Consider the following 21774-nt stretch of genomic DNA (forward strand, 5'->3'; position numbering starts at 1 on the left):
AAACATTCCGTAATCACGGAACTCCGGAGCGGAGCCGGTACCGCAGAAGTCGCGGTGGTCCAGCTCGACCACCGCGACTCCTGCGGACTCGGATCGCCCGGAGGCTCAGCCGAAGTGGCGCGGCAGCACGGCGCCGTTCACCGAGCGCAGCTCGTCCAGCGGCAGCGTGAAGAGACCCTGCACCTCGACCGCGGGGGTCGCCGCGTCGGTCACTCCGATGCGCAGCACCGGGTAGCCCCGGCCCTCGCAGAGCCCGCGGAACTTCACGTCGTCCTCGCGCGGCACCGACACGAGCACGCGGCCGGTCGACTCCGAGAACAGCGCGGCGGTCGCGTCGACGCCGTCGCGCTCCATCAGCTCGTCGAGCCAGATGCGCGCGCCGACGCCGAAGCGCAGCGCGGACTCGGCCAGCGCCACCACGAGCCCGCCGTCGGCGAGGTCGTGGGCGGAGGCGATGAGCGACTCCTTCGCGCCCGCCGAGATCAGCTCAGCCAGCGCGCGCTCGGCGGCCAGGTCGAGCTGCGGGGGCAGCCCGCCGAGGTGGTCGTGGATGGTGCCGGCCCACGCGGAGCCGTCGAGCTCGTCGCGGGTGGTGCCGAGGAGGTAGAGGTTGTCGCCCTCGTCCTGCCAGCCGGAGGGGATGCGGCGCGCGACGTCGTCGATCACGCCGAGGACGCCGACGACCGGGGTCGGGAAGATCGGCACGTCGCCGGTCTGGTTGTAGAACGAGACGTTGCCGCCGGTGACGGGGATCTCGAGCTCGAGGCAGGCGTCGGCGAGCGCGCCCACGGCCTCGCGGAACTGCCACATCACCTCGGGGTTCTCGGGGCTGCCGAAGTTGAGGCAGTCCGAGACGGCGACCGGGGTCGCTCCGGTGACGGCGACATTGCGGAACGCCTCCGCCAGCGCCAGGCGGGCGCCCTGTGCCGGGTCGAGCTGGCACCAGCGCCCGTTCGCGTCGGTCGCGACCGCGAAGCCGAGGCCCGACTCCTCGTCGACGCGGACCATGCCGCCGTCGTCGGGGTAGCTGAGCGCGGTGTTGCCGAGCACGTAGCGGTCGTACTGCGAGGTGATCCAGCTCTTGTCGGCGAGGTTCGCCGAGCCCAGGAGCGCCAGGGTCTCGGCGCGCAGCGCGTCGCCGCCGGTCGAGCGGGGCAGGCGGGAGGAGGAGTCGGCCTGCAGCGCGTCGAGCCAGGAGGGGTACTCGATCGGGCGCTCGTAGACCGGGCCGTCGACCGCGACGGTGCGCGGGTCGACGTTGACGATCTCCTCGCCGTGCCAGTTGATGATGAGGCGGCCGGAGTCGGTGACCTCGCCGAGCACGCTGGTCTCGACGTCCCACTTGCCGACGACCTCGAGGAACGCGTCGAGCTTCTCGGGCGTGACGACGGCCATCATCCGCTCCTGCGACTCCGACATGAGGATCTCCTCCGCCGTGAGCGAGGGGTCGCGCAGCAGCACCGAGTCGAGCTCGATGAACATGCCGCCGTCGCCGTTGGAGGCCAGCTCCGAGGTGGCGCACGAGATGCCCGCGGCGCCCAGGTCCTGGATGCCCTCGACGAGGTCCTTGCGGAACAGCTCGAGGCAGCACTCGATGAGCACCTTCTCGGCGAAGGGGTCGCCGACCTGCACCGCGGGACGCTTGGTCGGTCCGCCGTCGGCGAAGGTGTCGGAGGCGAGGATCGACGCGCCGCCGATGCCGTCGCCTCCGGTGCGCGCCCCGAAGAGCACGACCTTGTTGCCGACGCCGCGGGCGTTCGCGAGGTGCAGGTCCTCGTGGCGGAGGACGCCGACGGCCAGCGCGTTGACGAGCGGGTTGCCCTGGTAGACGGAGTCGAAATAGGTCTCGCCGCCGATGTTCGGCAGGCCGAGGCAGTTGCCGTAGAAGGAGATGCCGGCCACGACGCCGTGCACCACGCGCGCGGTGTCGGGGTCGTCGATCGCCCCGAAGCGCAGCGCGTCCATGACCGCGACCGGCCGGGCGCCCATCGAGATGATGTCGCGGACGATGCCGCCGACCCCCGTCGCCGCACCCTGGAAGGGCTCGATGTAGCTCGGGTGGTTGTGGCTCTCGATCTTGAAGGTGACGGCCCAGCCCTCGCCGACGTCGACCACTCCGGCGTTCTCGCCCATGCCGACCATGAGGTTCTTCTTCATGGCGGGGGAGACCTTCTGCCCGAACTGGCGGAGGTACATCTTCGACGACTTGTAGGAGCAGTGCTCGCTCCACATCACCGAGTACATCGCGAGCTCGCCGCTCGTGGGGCGGCGGCCGAGGATCTCGCGGATGCTCGCGTACTCGTCGGGCTTGAGTCCGAGGGCCGCGTAGGGCTGCTCCCGCTCGGGCGTCGCCTCCGCGTTCGCAGTGGTGTCGGGAACGGCGGTGCGGCTGTCTGCCATGTGCTGGAGGCTCCAGGGGAGGGGGACGGGATGCGCGTCGATCCTACCCGCCGCGGTCGCCGGGGCCCGGGCCCTCCGGTGGAGCGGTGCGGGCAGCGGCGCCTAGGATCGGGCGGGTGAAGCGGGCGGCTCTGATCGGGACCGTGCTGTGGGGGCTCTACCAGTGCTTCGGGAACCTCGGAGCGGCGAACATCTCGTCGGACGAGCCCGTGTACCTCGCCGCGGGGTGGGACTACCTGCACGGCGACGTGAGCGCGAACCTCGAGCATCCGCCGACGGCGAAGTACCTGATCGGGCTCGCGCAGGTGCTGCTCGGCGAGGGGCTGCTCGCGGGCAGGATCGCCGCCGGCGCGGCCGCGTTCCTCACCGGGGTGGTGCTCTGGCTCTGGTTCCGGCGCGAGCTCGGCCCGACGCTCGCGCTCGTCCCGGCCGGCCTGTTCCTCCTCCTCCCGCGCACCGCCGTGGGAGCCGGCACCCGGATCGACCGCCTCGCGCTCCTGGAGCCGTTCATGGTGCTCTTCGCCGTCGCGGCGATGGCGGCGGCGTGGACCTGGTCGCGCGCCTCCCCGGACAGGCGGAGCGGCTGGCTGATCGCACTGGCCGGTGCGCTGCTGGCGCTGTCGGTCACCTCGAAGCTGACCACCGCGGTCCTCGCGCCCGTGCTCCTGCTGCCGCTGCTGTGGTCGGGGAGCAGGGCCCGGGCTCTGCGGGGCGGCCTCGCCCTCTCCGTCGCGTTCGTCGTCACCGGGGTGCTCGCCTACCTGCCGGTGCACCCGGTCGAGGCGGTCCGGTACCTGCTCGAGTTCCAGTCCGAGCACAACGCCGACGGCCACCTGATCGAGGTCGCCGGGACCGCGTACGTCTTCCCTCCGTGGTGGGCGAACCTCTGGTTCATGGTCGTCGGCATCGGGCCGGCGGCGCTCGCCGTGCTGCTCCTCGGGACCCTGCTGGCCCTGCTCGCTCCGCGGCGCCGCGCGCTGGTGCTCTACCTGGGCGCCGCGACGCTGCTCCTCCTCGTGTTCCACCTGGCGATCAGCTCGGTCGCGCTGCCGCACTACTACGCGGCGTGGGCGTGGCTCCTCTGCGCGCTGGCGGGCATCGGCATCGCGGAGGCACTGCGCGGCGGGATCGTGCTGCCCGCACCCCTCGCCCGCGGCGCCGGCGCGGTGCTGCTGGCCGCCTCCCTCGTGATCGCGATCGCCACCTCGGCGGGGATCGCCCAGGAGCGGCCGACCGGGATCGCGCGGGTGGCCGACGTGCTGCGCGAGCGCGGCCTCGACGGCGGCCTGGTCCTCGCGCAGGGCATGTCCTCGGGCGTCTACGTGCCCTACATCGGCGACCGGGTGACGACCGATCCGTCGTCCGCAGGGATCGTCGCCATCGCGATCGAGCGGTCGGCGCGCTTCCCCGTCGATCCGCGCGTGTCCGCCTACCTCGAGTCGGCGCGGCCCGAGACGGTGCGGCTCGACGACCTCACCCTCGTGCTGGTCGACGGACCGCTGCCGTGACCGCTCACTTCGAGCGGCAGGCCCCCGGATCGACGGCGTCCGTCAGCGAGGCGGCCTGCTCGACCACGGGAGTGAGGACCGAGAGCGGGATGGCGTAGCCGACGTTGTCGACGGAGGCGGCCTTGCCGAAGACGACGCCCGACACGGTGCCCTCGAGAGAGAGCAGCGGGCCGCCCGAGTTGCCCTGGTTGACGACGGCGGCGAGGGTCAGCACCTCCCGTGAGGTCGGTGCTCCGTCGACCATCAGCGAGACCGTGGCGTCGGAGGAGATCTCGGCCGAGCCGAGGGTCAGCGGGCCGCCGAAGGGGTAGCCCGCGACCACGGCGTCGTCCCCGGCGGCGACGGCGTCGTCGAGCGGGAGCGGAGACGCGTCGAGCCCGTCGACGGCGATCACGGCGAGGTCGGCGGCCGGGTCCAGGTAGACGACGCGGCCGGTGCGCGGGGCCTCGCCCGGCGCCTCGACGACCGGCTGCGAGACTCCGCCGACCACGTGCGCGTTGGTGATGACGCGGTCGTCCGAGACGACGAAGCCGCTGCCCGTCACTCCGACGTCGCAGGCCCAGGCCGTGCCGGAGACGCGCACGACCGAGCGGGTGGCGGCGGCGACCTCCGGGTCGTCGGTCGAGACGTCCGGGATCGCGGGCGCCTGGGTCGGAGCGTCGAGCGCCTCGACGACCCAGGACGTGCCCTCGTCGACCACGGTCGACTGCAGCTGGGCGAGGAAGGCGCGGACGGGGGAGGGGGTGAGGTCGTCGATCGTGCGGATGACCGTCGAGCCGGCGACCGAGGTCGTGACGAGGGGGACGCCGAGGAGGGAGACGGCCGAGGTGACGGCGATCCAGACCAGGCCGGAGATCGCGACGCCGGCGACGCCGCCCGCGAGCCGGTCGAGCAGACCGAGCTTCACCCGGTAGGCTCCGCGGCCGATGACCGCGCCGAGCGTCGCTCCGATCGCGTAGCCGACGCCCAGCAGCAGCACGGCGGTGCCGATCACGGCGAGCAGGCGCCACTCGCTGCCGGCCGCCCACGACGAGACGGCGGGCACGGCGAACGAGGCGCCGATCGCGCCCGCGACGATCCCGGCGAGACCGCCGAGGGTCCGGAGCAGACCGCGCCGCAGACCGTCGACGAGCGCGCCGATGAGGCTCAGCACGACGATGACGTCGACGATCACGGATGCACCCACGCGGAACTCCTGCCGGTGTCGGGGACGGGTCCTCCAGCATGACCGACGCGGGATGCGCGGACGCCCGGAGGCGGCTGGCAGTCCGCGGCGGCCGCGGATGCGCGGGGGCGGCGGCGGCACGGGAGTCGGACACCGCCGGCCGCGCGCTGCCGCCGAGAGGGCGGTGCCCCTAGAAGAACGAGATGCAGTACGGCGTCGCGATCGGCGCGAACAGGCGGTCCATCCGCCCCGCCTCGCCCGTGACGCGCGCCAGCCCGGCCTTCGCCAGGATCGACGGCCGCACCGAGCCCAGCAGCAGCGAGCCCAGGTCGGCCACGTCCAGCGCGAGCTCGGCCTCGTCCCCGGTGCGCTCCACGGTGGCGGAGCCGCCCGAGGCGGTGAGGCGGTAGCGGCCGTCGGCGAGCCCGAGCCCGTCGGCCACCTCGACCACGACCGAGCCGTCAGCGGTCCACGGCCGGGCCGAGAACGCGGCGGCGACGTCGAGGATCCGCAGCCAGATCAGGTCGCCCACGTGGCTCACCTGCACCACGCGCGCGTCACGGAGCGCCCAGGTCAGCGGATCGTCCACCGGCGCCATGTCCCAGGTCACCGCGGAGGCGAGGTCGACCGCGCCGAGGTAGCCCCAGAGCGCGAGATAGGCGTCGGCGCCGGGGGCGACGAGGTCGACGATCTCGAGGGTCTTGTCGTCCTCGGGCCCGACCGCGCGGTAGGTCACGAAGCCGTCGAGCGTCCCCTCCTCGTCGAGGTGGACGGCCGAGCGGACGTCGAGGCCGGGCGTGGTCTCGCCGGACGCGGTGCCGACGGAGTTCGCCTCGTAGCGCGACTGGCGGGTCAGCGAGCCGGGGGTCGACGCCTGGAACGCGGCGAACACCGCGGGGATGCGCGGCTGCAGCCAGCTCGTCGCGACCACCTCGACGCGGCCGGCGGGCTCGGTCTGCAGGCCGAAGCGCGGCCCGGTGTCGACGCGGATCGAGCGGGTGAAGGCCGAGCGGCCGAAGCCGAACCGGCGGTAGATGGAGGCCTCGCTCGCCGTGAGCGCGGCGACCGGGGTGCCGGCCTCCTTCGCCAGGCGCAGGTCCTCGGTGATCATCGCGCGCAGGATGCCGCGGCGCCGGTGCGTGGGCCGCACGGTCACCTGCGACACCAGGTGCGCCGGCAGCTCGCGTCCCCCGCCGACCTGCAGGGCCCCGGGGAACGCCGCGTAGGTGCCGACCGGCACGCCCGCGCCGTCGAGCCCCTCCGGGGCGGAGGAGTCGACGACCGCGGTGAGCACGCGCTGGTCGGCGACCATGTGCTCGGCCCAGTCGCGCAGCTTCTCCGGCGTGAACTCCTTCTCGTGGAAGCCCGCGTTGATCGCGGTGGCCCACGCGGCGGTGGCGGCGTCGGGACCGCCCTCGTCGTTCAGGGCGGCGGGGAAGCGGCGGAGGTCGAGACCGGTGAGAGGCATCCGTCCAGCCTATTCACCCGGGGTGCGCGGGGGCTGAACCGGTGCGCGAACGGTCACCGCGACGGGCGCGCCCGTAACGCGGACCGCCGTCAGAGCACGGTCCACCGCTTCTCGAGCGCCGCGTCCACCGCCTCCGCGAGCTCGTCCAGCCGCCGGGAGTCGAGGCGCCCCGGGTCCGCGGCCGCCCTGATCCGCCCGCTCATCGCCGCGATCGCCGAGCGCCGCCGCGGCAGGGTCGCGGTGAACGCGCAGTCGCGCAGCAGCACCAGCAGCTCGCCCGCCCGGCCCTGCGCCTCCGCGAGGACCTCGAGCCGCCGCTCGAACGGCGACTCCGGGACCGTCACGCGCAGGAACCCGTCCGGATCCTGGAACGCCGCCGGCGGATCCGGGACCCGCGCGAGCAGCGCCAGTGCGGCGCCCAGCTCGTCCAGATCGCCCTCGTGCGCCAGCTCCCGCAGCCGCGAGTCCACGTCCTCGGCCGGCCCCGCCCCGAGCTCCACCGTCCGCAGCACGAGCGCGTCGAGCCGGCGCTCCTCCTCCTCGCCCGGGACCGACGGAGTCGCCGACCACCACGAGAGCACCGGAGTCGCGGCCACCGCGTGCTCGCCGATCCGCCGCTCCAGCGCGATCAGCAGGTCCTCCCGCGCGGCGAGCGCCACCAGCGCGTCCACGTCGAGGTGGAGCAGGGTGCCCGAGGCGGGCGGCGCCACCAGCCGGCGTCCAGAGGGAGGGACGGTCTCCGCCCGCGTCCTCGCCCCGGGTCCGCGCTCGCTCGCCCGCAGGATCTCCTCCTCGAGGGTCCGCCGGGGTCGTCGTCGTCCGCTTCCGCGCGCCATGCCGTCACGCTACCGTCGGCCGCATGACCCGGTTCCTCGCCCTCCTCCGCGGAGTGAACGTCAACGGCCGCACCGTCCGCAGCGCCGAGCTCGCCGAGACGGTCGCCGGGATCGGCGTGGACCGGGTGCGGACGGTCCTCGCGAGCGGCAACGCGGCCTTCGACTCCGACCGCCCGGCCGCCGAGCTGAAGCCCGCGCTCGAGGCGGCGCTCGCCGAGCGGTTCGGCTACGACGCCTGGATCGTGCTCGTGACGCAGGAGGCGCTCGCCGCGGTGCTCGCCGCCTACCCGTTCCCGCGGATCGACGAGGAGGCGCATCCGTACGTCGTCTTCGGCTCGGACGAGGAGGCGCTCGACGCCGCGCAGGCCGCGATCGGCGAGCCGGATCCGGCGGTCGAGCTCGTCGCCCGGGGTGCCGGTGTCCTCTACTGGCGCTGCCCGCGCGGCTCCTCGACGGACACTCCGGTCGCGAGGATCCTCGCCCGTTCCGCCTACCGCTCGAGCACCACGACCCGGAACCTGCGCACCGTCGAGAGGCTCGCGACGGCGTGACGTCCGCGGCCGTGGCAGTGCCGTCTCCGGGCTCTGCGAGCGGCGCCTCGGGGCGCCTCCGACCTCGGGAGGCGAGGAATCGGGGCTGAGAGCACGCACATTCTTTGGTTAGGCTGTCCTTAGTGCCGGTCCACTCGGACCCTGCGCCGCCTCCCGCACAGCCTCTCGAAAGGGACCCATGCCCCGCGCCACCACGCCCCTCGCCCTGCTCGCCGCCACCGCGCTGACGATCGGCCTCGCCGGCTGCAGCGGCTCGGCCGCCGGAGACGACGCCGCCGCCGACAGCGGCTTCACGCCGATCACGATCGAGCACGCTCTCGGCACCACCACCATCGAGTCGGCCCCCGAGCGCGTGGCGACCGTCAACTGGGCCAACCACGAGGTCCCGCTCGCGCTGGGTGTCGTCCCCGTGGGCATGGCCGCCGCCAACTTCGGCGACGACGACGGCGACGGGCTCCTCCCCTGGGTGAGCGAGAAGCTCGACGAGCTCGGCGCCGAGACCCCCGTCCTCTTCGACGAGACCGACGGCATCGACTTCGAGGCAGTCTCGGACACCGACCCGGACGTCATCCTCGCCGCCTACTCCGGCCTCACGCAGGAGGACTACGACACCCTGAGCGAGATCGCCCCCGTCGTCGCCTACCCCGAGACCGCCTGGGGCACCTCCTGGCGCGACATGATCACGCTGAACAGCGAGGCGATGGGCAGGGCCGACGAGGGCGCCGCCCTGATCACCGAGCTCGAGGGCGAGATCGAGGAGAAGGTCGCCGCGCACCCGCAGCTGGCCGGCACCTCGGCGATGTTCCTCACCCACGTCGACCCGACGGACCTCAGCCAGGTCAGCTTCTACACCTCGCACGACACCCGCCCCGCGTTCTTCGAGGACCTCGGCATGGCGACCCCGGGCAGCATCGCCACCGCCTCCGCCGCGACCGACAAGTTCTCGCTCACGCAGAGCGCCGAGCAGGCCGACGCGTTCAGCGACGTCGACGTGATCGTCACCTACGGCGACGACGAGCTCGTGAGCACCCTCAAGGCCGACCCGCTGCTCTCGCAGATCCCCGCGGTCGCCGACGACGCCATCGTGCGCCTGCCCTCCACCCCGCTCGGCACCGCCGCCAACCCGACGCCGCTCTCGATCTCGTGGGTCCTCGACGACTACCTGGACCTGCTCGACGAGGCCGCCGCCAAGGCCGCGCAGAGCACTCCGGCCGCCTGAGCCGGGATCCGACCCGCGTGACCCTCGCCGCTCCTCCCGCCGCCTCGGGCGTCGCCGCCGTGCGCCGCCCGAGGCGGCTGCGCGCCCTCTGGCTGGTCGCGGCCGTGGCCGTGCTGCTCGCCGCCGCCGTGGTCTCGGTGCTGGTGGGGTCGCGGGAGGTGGCGTGGAGCGACGTGGTCGCCGCGTTCGGCGGGTCCACGGACGGATTCGCGCAGGCCGCGGTCGCCAAGCGCATCCCGCGCACCGTGCTCGCCGCGATCGCGGGCGCGGCCCTCGGCGTCGCCGGCGTGCTGATGCAGGGGGTGACCCGCAATCCGCTGGCCGACCCCGGCATCCTCGGGGTGAACACCGGAGCCTCGCTCGCGGTCGTGACGGGCATCGTCTTCTTCGGACTGACGAGCTCCGCCGCCTACGTCTGGGTCGCGATCGGCGGGGCCGCGGTCGCCGCGGTCTTCGTCTACACGGTCGGGTCGCTCGGGCGCGGCGGCGCGACTCCGCTCAAACTCGCCCTGGCCGGGGCCGCCACCTCGGCCGCGCTGGTCTCGGTGATCAGCGCGATCGTCCTGCCGCGCGCCGACATCGCGGGCGGCATCCGCTCCTGGCAGATCGGCGGAGTGGGCGGCGCCACGTCCGCGAGCATCGCGCAGGTGCTCCCCTTCCTCCTGGCCGGCCTCGTCCTCTGCGTGCTCTCGGCCAAGAGCCTCAACACCCTCGCGCTCGGCGACGAGCTCGCCGCGGGCCTGGGGGAGCGGGTCGCCCTCGCGCGCGGCGGGGCCGCCCTGGGCGCGGTCGTGCTCTGCGGAGCGACGACCGCGGTCACGGGGCCCATCGGCTTCGTCGGCCTGGTCGTCCCGCACGCCTGCCGCCTCCTCGTCGGCGTGGACCACCGCTGGCTGCTGCCGTTCTCGGCGGTGACCGGCGCCGTCCTCCTGATCGCGGCGGACATCGTCGGCCGCGTCGTCGCGCGCCCGAGCGAGATCGACGTCGGCATCGTCACCGCGCTGGTCGGCGCCCCGGTGTTCATCGCGATCGTCCGCCGCCAGAAGGTGCGCGAGCTGTGACCCCGCTGCTTGAGGCGCCCTCCGCCACCGCTCGCGCCGTCGCGGCCGGCCGCCGCCGCCGCGGGGCCCGCCGCCGGATCGTCGTCGCCGTGCTCGCTGTCCTGATCGCGGCCGTCCTCGCCGTCTCCCTGCTGGTCGGCCAGACCGTCTACTCGCCCGACGAGGTGCTGCGCGTGATCCTCGGCGAGCAGGTCCCCGGCGCGAGCTTCACCGTCGGGCGCCTCCGCCTCCCGCGCGCCGTCCTCGCCCTGCTGGTGGGCCTGTGCTTCGGGCTCGGCGGAGTGAGCTTCCAGACCATGCTCCGCAACCCGCTCGCCAGCCCCGACATCATCGGGATCAGCGCCGGGGCGAGCGCCGCCGCGGCCTTCGCGATCGTGACGCTCTCGCTCGGGGCCGCGCAGGTCTCGGCCCTCGCGATCGTCGCGGGACTCGTGGTCGCCCTGCTCGTCTACGCCCTGTCCCACCGCAGCGGAGTCGCCGGCACCCGGCTGATCCTGATCGGCATCGGGGTCGCCGCCATGCTCGACTCCCTCACCGCCTACGTGCTCTCGCAGGCCGCCGCGTGGGACCTGCAGGAGGCGTCCCGCTGGCTCACCGGGAGCCTCAACGGCGCGAGCTGGAGCGAGGTCGTGCCGGTCCTCGCCGCGGTCGTCGTCCTCACCCCCGTCCTGCTCTCGCGCTCGCGCGACCTCTCCGCCACGCAGCTCGGCGACGACACCGCCTCCGCGCTCGGCATCCGCGTGAACGCCACCCGCCTCGTCGTGATCGTCGCCGCGGTCGGGCTGATCGCCTTCGCGACGGCCGCCGCCGGCCCGATCGCGTTCGTGGCCTTCCTCTCCGGCCCGATCGCCGCCCGCCTGATCGGGCCCGGCGCGTCGCTCCTCATCCCCTCGGCCCTCGTCGGCGCGCTGCTCGTGCTCGTCGCCGACTTCGTCGGGCAGTTCGGGCTGGGCCTGCGCTACCCGGTCGGAGTGGTCACCGGCGTCCTCGGGGCGCCCTACCTCGTCTACCTCATCGTCCGCAGCAACAGAGCGGGAGGCTCACTGTGACCACCGCGCACACCCTGACGGCCGAGGGGGTCACCCTCGGCTACGGCGACCGGACGGTCGTCGACGGCCTCGACCTCGTCGTCCCGCCCGGCCGCATCACCGCGATCGTCGGAGCGAACGCCTGCGGCAAGTCGACGCTCCTGCGCTCGATGTCGCGCCTGCTCGCGCCCCGCTCCGGCGCCGTGCTGCTCGACGGCAGGGCCGTGCACCGGACGCCGGCGAAGCAGCTCGCCCGCACGCTCGGCCTCCTCCCGCAGTCGCCGATCGCCCCGGAGGGCATCACCGTCGCGGATCTCGTCGGCCGCGGCCGCCATCCGCACCAGGGGATGCTGAGCCGCTGGAGCGCCCACGACGACGAGGCCGTCGCGACCGCGCTCGACGCGACCGACACCGCCGCCCTGGCCGACCGCTCCGTCGACGAGCTCAGCGGCGGGCAGCGCCAGCGCGTCTGGATCGCGATGGCCCTCGCGCAGGAGACCGACGTGCTGCTGCTGGACGAGCCGACCACCTTCCTCGACGTCAGCCACCAGATCGAGGTGCTCGACCTGCTCGTCGACCTCAACCGCACCCGCGGGACGACGGTGGTGATGGTGCTGCACGACCTCAACATGGCCGCCCGCTACGCCGACCACCTCGTGGCCATCGCGCACGGCGCGGTGCACGCCTCCGGCACCCCGGCCGCGGTGCTCACCGAGGAGACGGTGCTCGCCGTGTTCGGCCTCGACAGCCGCATCATCACCGACCCGACCTCGGGCACTCCGCTGATGCTCCCCCTCGGGCGGCACCGCCTCGCCCCCGAGCGGATCGACGCCCCCGGCGGCGCGCAGATGACGGACGTGTAAACGGTTCCACACGGCGGCCGGGGGGCGTATACGATACCTGCAGTCCGCGGCGGACGACCGTCATCGGCGGAACCGCCGAACGCCTGCCCCCGATCAGAGGTCCTCCCCGCCGTGACTGCATCCCCGACGCGCCCCGACGCCTCCGCCCTCCGCGGCGTCCGCGCGCTCCTGTTCGACCTCGACGGCGTGCTCACGCCGACCGCCGACGTCCACATGCAGGCCTGGTCGCGGCTGTTCACGGAGTACCTCTCCTCGCGCGGGATCGCCGAGGGCTACACCGACGCCGACTACTTCCGGTACATCGACGGACGCCCGCGGTACGACGGCGTCCGGGCGCTCCTCGCCTCGCGCGGCATCACCCTCCCCGAGGGCGCGCCCGAGGACGACCCGTCGCTCGAGACCGTCTGCGGGCTCGGCAACCGCAAGAACGACGCCTTCAACCGCACCCTCGCCGAGACCGGCGTCGCTCCCTACCCGGGCTCGCTCCGTTTCGTCGACGCCGCGATCGCCGCGGGCGTGCAGGTCGCCGTCGTCACCTCCTCCCGCAACGGCGTGCCGGTGCTCGAGGCGGCCGGCCTCCGCGACCGCTTCGAGGTCGTCGTGGACGGGCTCCTCGCCGCCGAGCGCTCGATCGCCGGCAAGCCCGCGCCCGACACCTACCTCTACGCGGCCGAGCTCCTCGGCCTCCCGGCCGCCGAGTGCGCCGTCCTCGAGGACGCGCACTCCGGAGTCGCGGCAGGCCGCGCGGGCGGCTTCGGCCTCGTCGTCGGCGTCGACCGCGGAGTCGGGGCCGACACCCTGCTCGAGCACGGCGCCGACCTGGTCGTGGACGACCTGGCCGAGCTGCTCCCCTTCCTCCCCACCGCTCCCGCCCCCGAGGACGCCGCATGAACCCCATCACCTCCGACCCGCTCGACCGGAACCGCTTCCCGATCGACGAGTGGGCCCTCGTCGAGACCGAGTTCGCCTCCGAGCTGCAGGGCCGCACCGAGACGCTCTTCGCCACCGGCAACGGCTACCTCGGCCTCCGCGGCAACGTGGAGGAGGGGCGCGACGGCTACGCCTACGGCACCTTCATCAACGGGTTCCACGAGACCTGGCCCATCCGCCACGCGGAGGAGGCGTTCGGCTTCGCCCGCGTCGGCCAGACCATCGTCAACGTGCCGGACGCCAAGATCATCCGCCTCTACGTCGACGACGAGCCCTTCGTGCTGAGCGAGGCCGACGTCCTCGCCTACTCGCGCCGCCTCGACTTCGCGAACGGCGTGCTCACCCGCGAGCTGGAGTGGCGCACCCCCTCCGGCAAGCGCGTCCTGATCCGCTCGCGCCGCCTGGTCTCGTTCACCGACCGGCACCTCGCGATCCTCGACTACGAGGTCGAGATGCTCGACCACGACGCGTCCGTGCTGATCTCGAGCCAGATCCTCAACCGCCAGGACGGCGTCGACGAGTACCACGCCCCCTCCGGCAGCGAGGGGGCCGGCTTCGACCCGCGCAAGGCGGAGTCGTTCGAGGACCGCGTGCTCCAGCCGCGCCTCAAGCGCGTCAGCGGCACCCGCTACCTCCTCGGCTACCGGACCACCAACTCCCAGATGACCGTCGCCTGCGGCGCCGAGCACCAGCTCGAGACCGAGAACGAGTGGGACCAGACCTCCCAGATCGACGACGACCTCGCCAAGCACGTCTACCGCGTGAAGGCCAAGGCCGGCCGGCCGGTCCGCCTGGTCAAGACGCTGACCTACCACACCTCCCGCGGCGTGCCCGTGCGCGAGCTCGCCGACCGCTGCGACCGCACGCTCGACCGCGCCCGCGAGACGCCGGTCGAGGAGCAGTTCGTCAAGCAGCGCGAGTGGCTCGACGACTTCTGGACCCGCTCCGACGTGCAGCTGGACGGCCAGCCCGCGATCCAGCAGGCCACCCGCTGGAACCTCTTCCAGCTCGCCCAGTCCACCGCCCGCACCGACGGCGGCGGAGTCGCGGCCAAGGGCGTCTCGGGCTCCGGCTACGGCGGCCACTACTTCTGGGACACCGAGGTCTACGTCCTCCCGTTCCTCAGCTACACGGCGCCTCTCGTCGCCCGGAACGCCCTGCGCTTCCGGCAGAACATGCTCGAGGCGGCCCGCGCGCGCGCCTCCGAGCTCAACCAGCGCGGCGCGCTGTTCCCCTGGCGCACCATCAACGGGCAGGAGTCGTCGGCGTACTACGCCGCCGGCACCGCTCAGTACCACATCGACGCCGACATCTCCTACGCGCTCATGCAGTACGTGGGTGCCACGGGCGACGACGACTTCCTCGCCCGCGGAGCGATCGACATCCTCGTCGAGACCGCGCGGATGTGGGCCGATCTGGGCTTCTGGCGCAGCAACGGCGACGACCACTTCCACATCCACGGAGTGACGGGGCCGGACGAGTACACGACCGTCGTCAACGACAACCTGTACACGAACGTCATGGCCCGGGCGAACCTCCGCTCGGCCGCCCGCGCCGTCGAGCTGCTGAAGGCCGTCGAGCCCGCCGCGTACGAGCGGATGGCCGACCGCCTCGCTCTCGACGAGGGCGAGGTGCTCGAGTGGGCGCGCGCCGCCGAGAAGATGCACATCCCCTTCGACGCGCGGGCGGGCATCCACCCGCAGGACGCGGCCTTCCTCGAGAAGGAGCTGTGGGACCTCGAGAACACCCCCGCGAGCAAGCGCCCGCTGCTGCTGCACTTCCACCCGCTGGTGATCTACCGCTTCCAGGTGCTCAAGCAGGCCGACGTCGTGCTCGCGCTGCTGCTGCAGGGCAACGAGTTCACCGCCGAGCAGAAGCGCGCCGACTTCGAGTACTACGACGCGCTGACCACCGGCGACTCGACCCTGTCGGCCGTCGTGCAGTCGATCATCGCCGCCGAGGTCGGCTACAGCGACCTGGCCCGCCACTACTTCCTGTCGGCGCTGTTCGTCGACCTCGCCGACCTGCACCGCAACACCGCGGACGGCATCCACGTCGCCTCGACGGGCGGCGTCTGGAGCGCCCTCGTCTACGGCTTCGGCGGGATGCGCGACCACGGCGGCCGGATCACGCTCGACCCGCGCCTGCCCGACGACTGGGACCGCCTCGCCTTCCGCATCACCCTCCACGGCACGCGCGTGCGCGTCGAGGTGACGCAGACCGAGGTCCTGCTGACGGTCGAGACCGGCGACTCCGCCGCGATCACCGTCCGCGACGAGCGCGTGCACGTCGCTGCCGGCAGCCCCGTGCGCGTCCCGCTCACGCACCAGGGCCGCCGGCTGCACGGCGCGCCGACCACGTCCGACATCGAGGGCACCCGCCGCTCCGACGGCACCGTGATCACCGCCTCGATCCCCACCATCTCGATGACTCCGGAGCCCGAGGTGCTGACCGGGCCCTGACCGGCGCCGCGAACATCGCCCATCACGCACGAGACCCCCGGCCGGAACCGGGGGTCTCGTGCGTCGCGGGCGGGCGGAGCCGGCCGGACCGGATGCGTCAGGCGGAGGCGAGCAGCGACTTCAGCGCCGACGTGAAGAAGGTCAGCCCGTCCACGCCCGAGCGCATCGCGGCGGCCGTGTCGGGCCCGAAGCCCTCCTCGACGGCGTGCTCCGGGTGCGGCATGAGCCCCACCACATTGCCGCGGCGGTTGCTGATGCCGGCGATGTCGTTCATGGAGCCGTTCGGGTTGTGGCCGAGGTAGCGGACGACGACGCGTCCCTCCGCCTCGAGCTCGAGCAGCGTGTCGGCCGAGGCGATGTAGCCGCCCTCGCCGTTCTTCAGCGGGATCGTGATCTCCTGGCCGGGCTCGAAGCCGTTCGTCCAGGCGGTCTCGGTGCTCGCGACCATCAGGCGCTGGTCGCGGCAGACGAAGGATCCGATGTCGTTCGCGATCAGGCCGCCGGGCAGCAGGTGCGCCTCGGTGAGCATCTGGAAGCCGTTGCAGATGCCGAGGACCGGGGTCCCGGCGTTCGCCGCGTCGACGACCTCGCGCATGATCGGGGAGTGGGAGGCGATGGCGCCGCAGCGCAGGTAGTCGCCGTAGGAGAAGCCCCCCGGCAGGACGATCGCGTCGACGCCGTCGAGGTCGTGGTCGCCGTGCCACAGCGCGACCGGCTCCGCGCCCGCGAACCGGACGGCGCGCTGGGCGTCGCGGTCGTCGAGCGAGCCGGGGAAGGTGATGACGCCGATCCTCATCGGGCGGCCTCCGCCGGGTAGTGGATCCCGACGACGTCCTCGATCACCGAGTTCGAGAGCATCTCGTCGGCGATGCGCTGCACCGAGGCGCGCACCTCGTCGGTCACCTCGTCGACGGTGATCTCGAAGCGCTTGCCCACCCGCACGCCGTGGAGGGCGGAGTGGCCCAGTCGCGCGAGCGCGCCGGCGACGGCCTTCCCCTGCGGGTCGAGCAGCTCGGCCTTGGGCATGACTTCAACGACGATCGTGGGCACCGTGTTCTCCGGAGTCTCGGGGGAGTGCGGTCTTCCGCGCGACCATCGTACCCGCGGGGGTCCCCGCGGTCGGCGGCGCTCAGGAGGTCGTGACGCGGATCGCGTTCGCCCAGGGGTCCTCGAAGGCGAGGGTGCGGCCGTCGTCGCGGGTGGCGACTCCGGAGCGGGCCAGCCGCTCGCCGAGCGCGCCGAGGTCGTCGGCGCCGGGCACCATGATCTCCACCTGTCCGAGGCCGAGGGCCTGCTGCCGGCGTCCGGCGCCCGCCGAGTTCCAGGTGTTCATCGCCATGTGGTGGTGGTAGCCGCCCGCCGAGACGAAGAGCGCCTGCCCGCCGTACGCGATCGTCGTCTCGAAGCCGAGCCGGTCGACGTAGAACTCCTTCGCCGTGGCGACGTCGCCCACACTCAGGTGCACGTGGCCGACGGAGGCGCCGCCGAGGCGCGGCTGCGCGATCGACTCCTCGGTGAGGTGCTCCTGCAGGAACGCGTTCGGGTCGAGGAAGAGCGTGCTCATCTCGATCCGCCCGTGCGTCCACGACCACTGCGTGCGGTCGCGGTCCCAGTAGAGCTCGACGCCGTTGTGCTCGGGGTCGTCGAAGTAGAAGGCCTTGCTGACCAGGTGGTCGGAGCTGCCGGTGAAGGAGCCGGGGTGCCGGGTCGCGACGCTGTACACGGCCGCGGCGAGCGCCGCCTCCGATTCGAAGAGGATCGCCGTGTGGAAGAGGCCGGCGCTGCGCGGCGAGGCGTGCACCAGCTCGGGCGCGTGCTGGAGGATCACGGCCGGCACTCCGCCGCGGCCGAGCACCGCGACCGGTCCGTCGTGCGAGAGCAGCTCGAGCGTCACGGCGTCGCGGTAGTAGGCGATCATCCCGTCGAGGTCGGCGACGCGGAGGGTCACCGCGCCCATCGCGGTGTCGGGAGCGAGCAGGTCGGGGGAGGAGATGGTCACGCGGAGACGCTACCCGCTTTTGGTTGACGCTACAACCATTCGGGGAGGTGAGCGCTCATAGGAACCGCATAAGCGGCATCCAGGCGGCGCCGGGAGGCCGGGCGTGGAATGGGAACCGGTCGCCGTCAGGGGCGGCCCCGGCACGAGGACGACACCATGAACGAGCGACACGAATCCGACGAGCGAGAGCTCACCGACCAGCCCGCCACCACCGAGGCGACGGGCGCCGACGAGGTGCGCGCGCTGCGCGCGGACGACCGCCGTCGTCGTCGTCGAGCGCTGATCGCCGGCGGCCTCGGCCTCGCCGTGCTGATCGGAGTGACAGCAGGCGGAGTCGCCACCGCCGGCCGCACCGAGGCGGCCTCCTCCGCCTCGGCCGGCGCCGCCACGATCGTCTATCCCGGCGGCTCGCGGGGATCCTTCGGCGGCGGGTACGTGATCGTCCCCTCCTGGGGCGGATCGACGCAGGGCGGCTCCTCCCCGTACGGCTCGACGCAGGGCGGCTCCTCCGCCGCCGAGCCGGCCACCGGCGCGACCGACGCCGTGGCCGCGAGCACCGCGCAGACCGCCGGCGTCGTCACGATCACCTCCGAGCTCACCTACCAGGGCGCCCGCTCGGCCGGCACCGGCATGATCCTCACCTCGGACGGCATGATCCTCACCAACAACCACGTCGTCGAGGGCGCCACCGCGATCTCGGTCACGGTGGAGTCGACGGGCCGCAGCTACACCGCCCGCGTCGTCGGCACTGACGCGACGAACGACGTCGCCGTCCTGCAGCTGGAGGACGCCTCCGGCCTCACCCCCGCCTCGCTCGACACGGACGGGGTCGCTGTGGGCGACACCGTGACCGCCGTCGGCAACGCGGGAGGGACGGGCGACCTGGTCGCCGCCACCGGCACGGTCACCGGTCTCGATCAGCAGATCACCACCCGCTCCGAGTCGGGGATCTCCGCCGAGACGCTGACCGGGCTGATCCAGACGGACGCAGACATCGTCTCCGGCGACTCCGGCGGCCCGCTCGTCGACTCCGCCGGCCGCGTCGTGGGGATGGACACCGCCGCCTCCAGCGGAACGGCCGACATCACCGGCTTCGCGATCCCGATCTCGAAGGCCCTGGACATCGTGGCCACCATCGAGGCGGGCGCCGACACGGCCACCGTCGAGATCGGCTATCCGGCCTTCCTCGGCGTCTCCCTCTCCTCCGGCACCGCGTCGCCGACCTCGCGCGCGCTCGCGACCACCGAGTCCGGCGCCGTGATCGGCGGAGTCGTCGAGGGCGGGCCGGCCGCGCAGGCGGGCCTCGAGGCGGGGGACGTCGTCACCGCGGTCGACGGGGTCGCCGTCGCCTCGGCCGACCAGCTGTCCGCCTCGCTCGCGCAGCGCGAGCCCGGGGAGTCGGTGACGATCTCGTGGACCGACTCCGCGGGCGCCGCCCGCTCCGCCCAGGTCGTGCTGGTCGAGGGTCCGGTCGCCTGATCGGAGCCTCCGCGTGGCCGCCGGAGCGTTCCCGGCCGTTCACCCGGACGAGCGCGCCACGCCGCCCGTTGTTTTGATCCGCTCAAGACAACTCGGGTAGTGTCCTCGGCATGACGACAGTGGACGAGCGGCTCCGAGCCTCCGGGCTCAAGGTCACAGCCACCCGGCGCGCGGTGCTCCTCGCTCTCGAGGAGCACCCGCACTCCGGGGTCGACGCGGTCCTGGCCCGAGTGCGCGAGGGCCTCCCCGAGGCCTCGGCCCAGGCCGTCTACGGAGTGCTCTCGGCGTTCACCGACGCCGGGATCGTCCGCCGCATCGAGCCGGAGGGCCACCCCCGCCGGTTCGAGCTGCGGGTCGGCGACAACCACCACCACGTGGTGTGCCGGCGCTGCGGGGCCGTGGCCGACGTCGACTGCGTCGTCGGGGAGGCGCCGTGCCTGCATCCGCAGACCGCGAGCGGCTTCGCCGTGGACACCGCCGACGTCACGTTCTGGGGCACCTGCCCCGACTGCCTGGCCCTGGCCCACTGACCGACATCCGCTACACCGCAGCGGCGGGCTCCGTGCCCCTCGCCGACAGGAGGAACATGACCGAGGAACGATTCACCACCACGAACTCCGGAGCACCGGTCGCGAGTGACGACCACTCGCTGAGCGTCGGAGCCGACGGACCCCTCGCGCTCCACGACCACTACCTCGTCGAGAAGCTGGCCCAGTTCAACCGCGAGCGCATCCCGGAGCGGGTCGTCCACGCCAAGGGCGGCGGAGCCTTCGGACGCTTCACCACCACCGCCGACGTCAGCGCCTACACGCGTGCCGCGCTCTTCCAGCCCGGAGTCGAGACCGAGATGCTCGCGCGGTTCTCCACTGTCGCCGGCGAGCAGGGCTCGCCCGACACCTGGCGCGACCCCCGCGGCTTCGCGCTGAAGTTCTACACGAGCGAGGGCAACTACGACCTCGTCGGCAACAACACCCCCGTCTTCTTCATCCGCGACGGCATCAAGTTCCCCGACTTCATCCGCTCGCAGAAGCGCCTGCCCGGCAGCCACCTGCGCGACCACGACATGCAGTGGGACTTCTGGACCCTCTCGCCCGAGTCGGCCCACCAGGTCACATGGCTCATGGGCGACCGCGGCCTCCCCTCCTCGTGGCGGCACATGGACGGGTTCGGCTCGCACACCTACCAGTGGATCAACGCCGCCGGCGAGCGCTTCTGGGTCAAGTACCACTTCAAGACCGATCAGGGCGTCGAGATCCTGAGCCAGGAGCAGGCCGACCAGATCGCCGGTGAGGACGCGGACTTCCACCTCCGCGACCTGTCCTCCGCCATCGACCGCGGCGACTTCCCCTCGTGGACGCTGTCCGTGCAGGTCATGCCGTACGAGGACGCGAAGAGCTACCGGTTCAACCCGTTCGACCTCACCAAGGTCTGGCCCCACGCCGACTACCCGCTGATCGAGGTCGGCACCATGACGCTCGACCGGAACCCCGAGAACTACTTCGCGCAGATCGAGCAGGCGGCGTTCGCCCCCTCGAACTTCGTGCCCGGGATCGCGGCCAGCCCCGACAAGATGCTCCTCGCGCGCATCTTCAGCTACGCCGACGCGCACCGCTACCGCGTGGGGACCAACCACGCGCAGCTGCCGGTGAACGCGCCGAAGTCGCCGGTGCACTCGTACTCGAAGGACGGCCCCATGCGGTTCGACTTCCAGAAGTCCGAGGTGCCCGTCTACGCGCCGAACACGATGGGCGGCGCCCACGCCGATCCCGCCCGGGCGGCGGAGTCGGCCGGCTGGGAGACCGACGGCGAGCTGACGCGCGCCGCGGCGACCCTCCACCCGGAGGACGACGACTTCGGTCAGGCGGGGACGCTCTACCGCGAGGTCCTCGACGACGACGCGCGCGCCCGCCTGGTCGCGAACATCGCCGGCCACGTGTCGAAGGTCACCCGTCCGGAGCTGCGGCAGCGCGTGCTCCAGTACTGGGCGAACGTCGACTCGTCGCTCTCGCAGCGCGTCGCCGAGGCGCTCGAGCCCTCGGCTCCCGGTGCGGACGTCTCCCCCGAGGCGGTCGGCATCGGGGCGTAGTCCCGGCATCCCCTCGAGGAGCGCGCGGTACCGGAGCGATCCGGGCCGCGCGCTCCTCGTCGTTTCCGGGGAGGGTCCTTCCACTCGGTGGAGTCGGATCCCGCGCGCGCGGGTGCCCGCCTCGGTCCGATGCAGCCGGCTCGGACCCCGGATCCGCCCGCGGAACCGGGCGCCGACGGGGAGGACCCCTGATCCCGACACGCCCGGGATGTGCGATTTCGGCCCGTCGTTTGACAGCACCGCGATCGCTGCGTAACTTATTCCGAGTCGCCACAAAGGCCGCAGGGAAACGGAAAGAGCAGCAGCTCCTACGTCCCGGCCTCAATCGGGACCATCCACCCGGCAAGACAGCTTTTCGGAGCAGGTCTGCCGCACGGATGTAAAGCCTTCGCAGGATCCCTCGGATCCAGCAACTTCGCCGCCCGGCGCAGGACTCAGGTCCTGAACCGAGCAACGTCGGAGCGCCTATGAGCGTGACGGCATCGCGAAGAAGCCGGATTTGACACGGCCTGCGGATGTGCTAAGTTATACAAGTTGCCACGGCGACAGGGAGAAAGAAACTTCTCCTAGTCTACCGAGAAGACGCGTATGACGCAAGCAACATTATCTTCGATCACTTCCGTTGTGAAGCACCGTTCTGGTGTGGAGGCGGGATGTGTCCGATTCTTGAGAACTCAACAGCGTGCACTATGTTCAATGCCAATTTTATACCCCGGCCT

General features: G+C 72.8%; 18 protein-coding genes. 11 read left to right on the top strand and 7 right to left on the bottom strand.

Annotation, left to right across the window (positions count from 1 at the left end; genetic code table 11):
• Window positions 1–105: 105 nt before the first annotated feature.
• Complete coding sequence (gene purL, locus C5C82_RS10550; protein ID WP_104234263.1) at window positions 106–2400, bottom strand: phosphoribosylformylglycinamidine synthase subunit PurL; 2295 nt, start codon at window positions 2398–2400, stop codon at window positions 106–108.
• Window positions 2401–2516: 116 nt separating this feature from the next.
• Between purL and C5C82_RS10555 the strand changes: the two genes are divergently transcribed.
• Window positions 2517–3908 (top strand): glycosyltransferase family 39 protein, encoded by a 1392-nt coding sequence (locus C5C82_RS10555; RefSeq protein ID WP_181134433.1) that lies wholly within the window; start codon window positions 2517–2519, stop codon window positions 3906–3908.
• 4 nt (window positions 3909–3912) lie between these two features.
• On the opposite strand, the gene C5C82_RS10560 is transcribed toward C5C82_RS10555, so the two are convergent.
• From C5C82_RS10560 to C5C82_RS10570, 3 genes are all read right to left on the bottom strand, one after another.
• Window positions 3913–5094, bottom strand: coding sequence for a MarP family serine protease (locus C5C82_RS10560; RefSeq protein ID WP_258066070.1), 1182 nt, complete (start codon window positions 5092–5094; stop codon window positions 3913–3915).
• Window positions 5095–5263: 169 nt separating this feature from the next.
• A complete protein-coding gene (locus C5C82_RS10565; RefSeq protein WP_104222746.1) occupies window positions 5264–6541 on the bottom strand; it encodes a GNAT family N-acetyltransferase in 1278 nt (425 codons plus the stop codon).
• A gap of 89 nt (window positions 6542–6630) precedes the next feature.
• Window positions 6631–7377 (bottom strand): DUF2254 family protein, encoded by a 747-nt coding sequence (locus tag C5C82_RS10570; protein WP_104355046.1) that lies wholly within the window; start codon window positions 7375–7377, stop codon window positions 6631–6633.
• A 23-nt stretch (window positions 7378–7400) separates the two neighbouring features.
• Here C5C82_RS10570 and C5C82_RS10575 point away from each other — a divergent pair, with 23 nt between their 5' ends.
• The 7 genes from C5C82_RS10575 to C5C82_RS10605 all read left to right on the top strand — a co-directional run bounded on the left by C5C82_RS10575 (window position 7401) and on the right by C5C82_RS10605 (window position 15491).
• On the top strand, window positions 7401–7928 hold the full coding sequence (locus C5C82_RS10575; RefSeq protein WP_104247463.1) for a DUF1697 domain-containing protein: 528 nt from the start codon (window positions 7401–7403) through the stop codon (window positions 7926–7928).
• 178 nt (window positions 7929–8106) lie between these two features.
• Window positions 8107–9147: an iron-siderophore ABC transporter substrate-binding protein gene (locus C5C82_RS10580; protein WP_104222743.1), complete on the top strand. Its 1041-nt coding sequence runs from the start codon at window positions 8107–8109 to the stop codon at window positions 9145–9147.
• Between the two features lie 17 nt (window positions 9148–9164).
• Window positions 9165–10208: an iron ABC transporter permease gene (locus tag C5C82_RS10585; RefSeq protein ID WP_104234258.1), complete on the top strand. Its 1044-nt coding sequence runs from the start codon at window positions 9165–9167 to the stop codon at window positions 10206–10208.
• Window positions 10205–11257 (top strand): iron chelate uptake ABC transporter family permease subunit, encoded by a 1053-nt coding sequence (locus C5C82_RS10590; RefSeq protein WP_104355047.1) that lies wholly within the window; start codon window positions 10205–10207, stop codon window positions 11255–11257. Before C5C82_RS10585 ends, C5C82_RS10590 begins: the two co-directional genes overlap by 4 nt.
• Window positions 11254–12099, top strand: a complete 846-nt coding sequence (locus C5C82_RS10595; protein ID WP_104222740.1) for an ABC transporter ATP-binding protein — start codon at window positions 11254–11256, stop codon at window positions 12097–12099. The genes C5C82_RS10590 and C5C82_RS10595 overlap by 4 nt, the downstream gene beginning before the upstream one ends.
• A 111-nt stretch (window positions 12100–12210) precedes the next feature.
• A complete protein-coding gene (locus C5C82_RS10600; RefSeq protein ID WP_104222739.1) occupies window positions 12211–12990 on the top strand; it encodes an HAD family phosphatase in 780 nt (259 codons plus the stop codon).
• Complete coding sequence (locus C5C82_RS10605; protein WP_104222738.1) at window positions 12987–15491, top strand: glycoside hydrolase family 65 protein; 2505 nt, start codon at window positions 12987–12989, stop codon at window positions 15489–15491. Before C5C82_RS10600 ends, C5C82_RS10605 begins: the two co-directional genes overlap by 4 nt.
• Window positions 15492–15588: 97 nt before the next feature.
• Here C5C82_RS10605 and purQ read toward each other — a convergent pair whose 3' ends face one another.
• The 3 genes from purQ to C5C82_RS10620 all read right to left on the bottom strand — a co-directional run bounded on the left by purQ (window position 15589) and on the right by C5C82_RS10620 (window position 17448).
• Entirely contained in the window at window positions 15589–16287 is a 699-nt protein-coding gene (gene purQ, locus C5C82_RS10610; RefSeq protein WP_104222737.1) for a phosphoribosylformylglycinamidine synthase subunit PurQ, read from the bottom strand.
• On the bottom strand, window positions 16284–16541 hold the full coding sequence (gene purS, locus C5C82_RS10615; RefSeq protein ID WP_104222736.1) for a phosphoribosylformylglycinamidine synthase subunit PurS: 258 nt from the start codon (window positions 16539–16541) through the stop codon (window positions 16284–16286). Before purS ends, purQ begins: the two co-directional genes overlap by 4 nt.
• Before the next feature lie 79 nt (window positions 16542–16620).
• Window positions 16621–17448: a VOC family protein gene (locus tag C5C82_RS10620; protein WP_104355049.1), complete on the bottom strand. Its 828-nt coding sequence runs from the start codon at window positions 17446–17448 to the stop codon at window positions 16621–16623.
• 198 nt (window positions 17449–17646) lie between these two features.
• On the opposite strand from C5C82_RS10620, the gene C5C82_RS17840 reads away from it, so the two are divergent.
• The 3 genes from C5C82_RS17840 (at window position 17647) to C5C82_RS10635 (ending at window position 21055) form a co-directional block, all read left to right on the top strand.
• Window positions 17647–18969 (top strand): S1C family serine protease, encoded by a 1323-nt coding sequence (locus C5C82_RS17840; RefSeq protein ID WP_219814837.1) that lies wholly within the window; start codon window positions 17647–17649, stop codon window positions 18967–18969.
• Between the two features lie 110 nt (window positions 18970–19079).
• The gene (locus C5C82_RS10630; protein ID WP_104222735.1) at window positions 19080–19499 is read left to right on the top strand and encodes a Fur family transcriptional regulator; all 420 of its coding nucleotides are present in this window, start codon (window positions 19080–19082) and stop codon (window positions 19497–19499) included.
• Window positions 19500–19555: 56 nt separating this feature from the next.
• A complete protein-coding gene (locus tag C5C82_RS10635) occupies window positions 19556–21055 on the top strand; it encodes a catalase (RefSeq protein ID WP_104355048.1) in 1500 nt (499 codons plus the stop codon).
• The last annotated feature ends 719 nt before the right edge of the window (window positions 21056–21774 follow it).

It is taken from the genome of Rathayibacter sp. AY1D5, assembly GCF_002932515.1.
In the GTDB taxonomy this organism is placed as follows: Bacteria; Actinomycetota; Actinomycetes; order Actinomycetales; family Microbacteriaceae; genus Rathayibacter.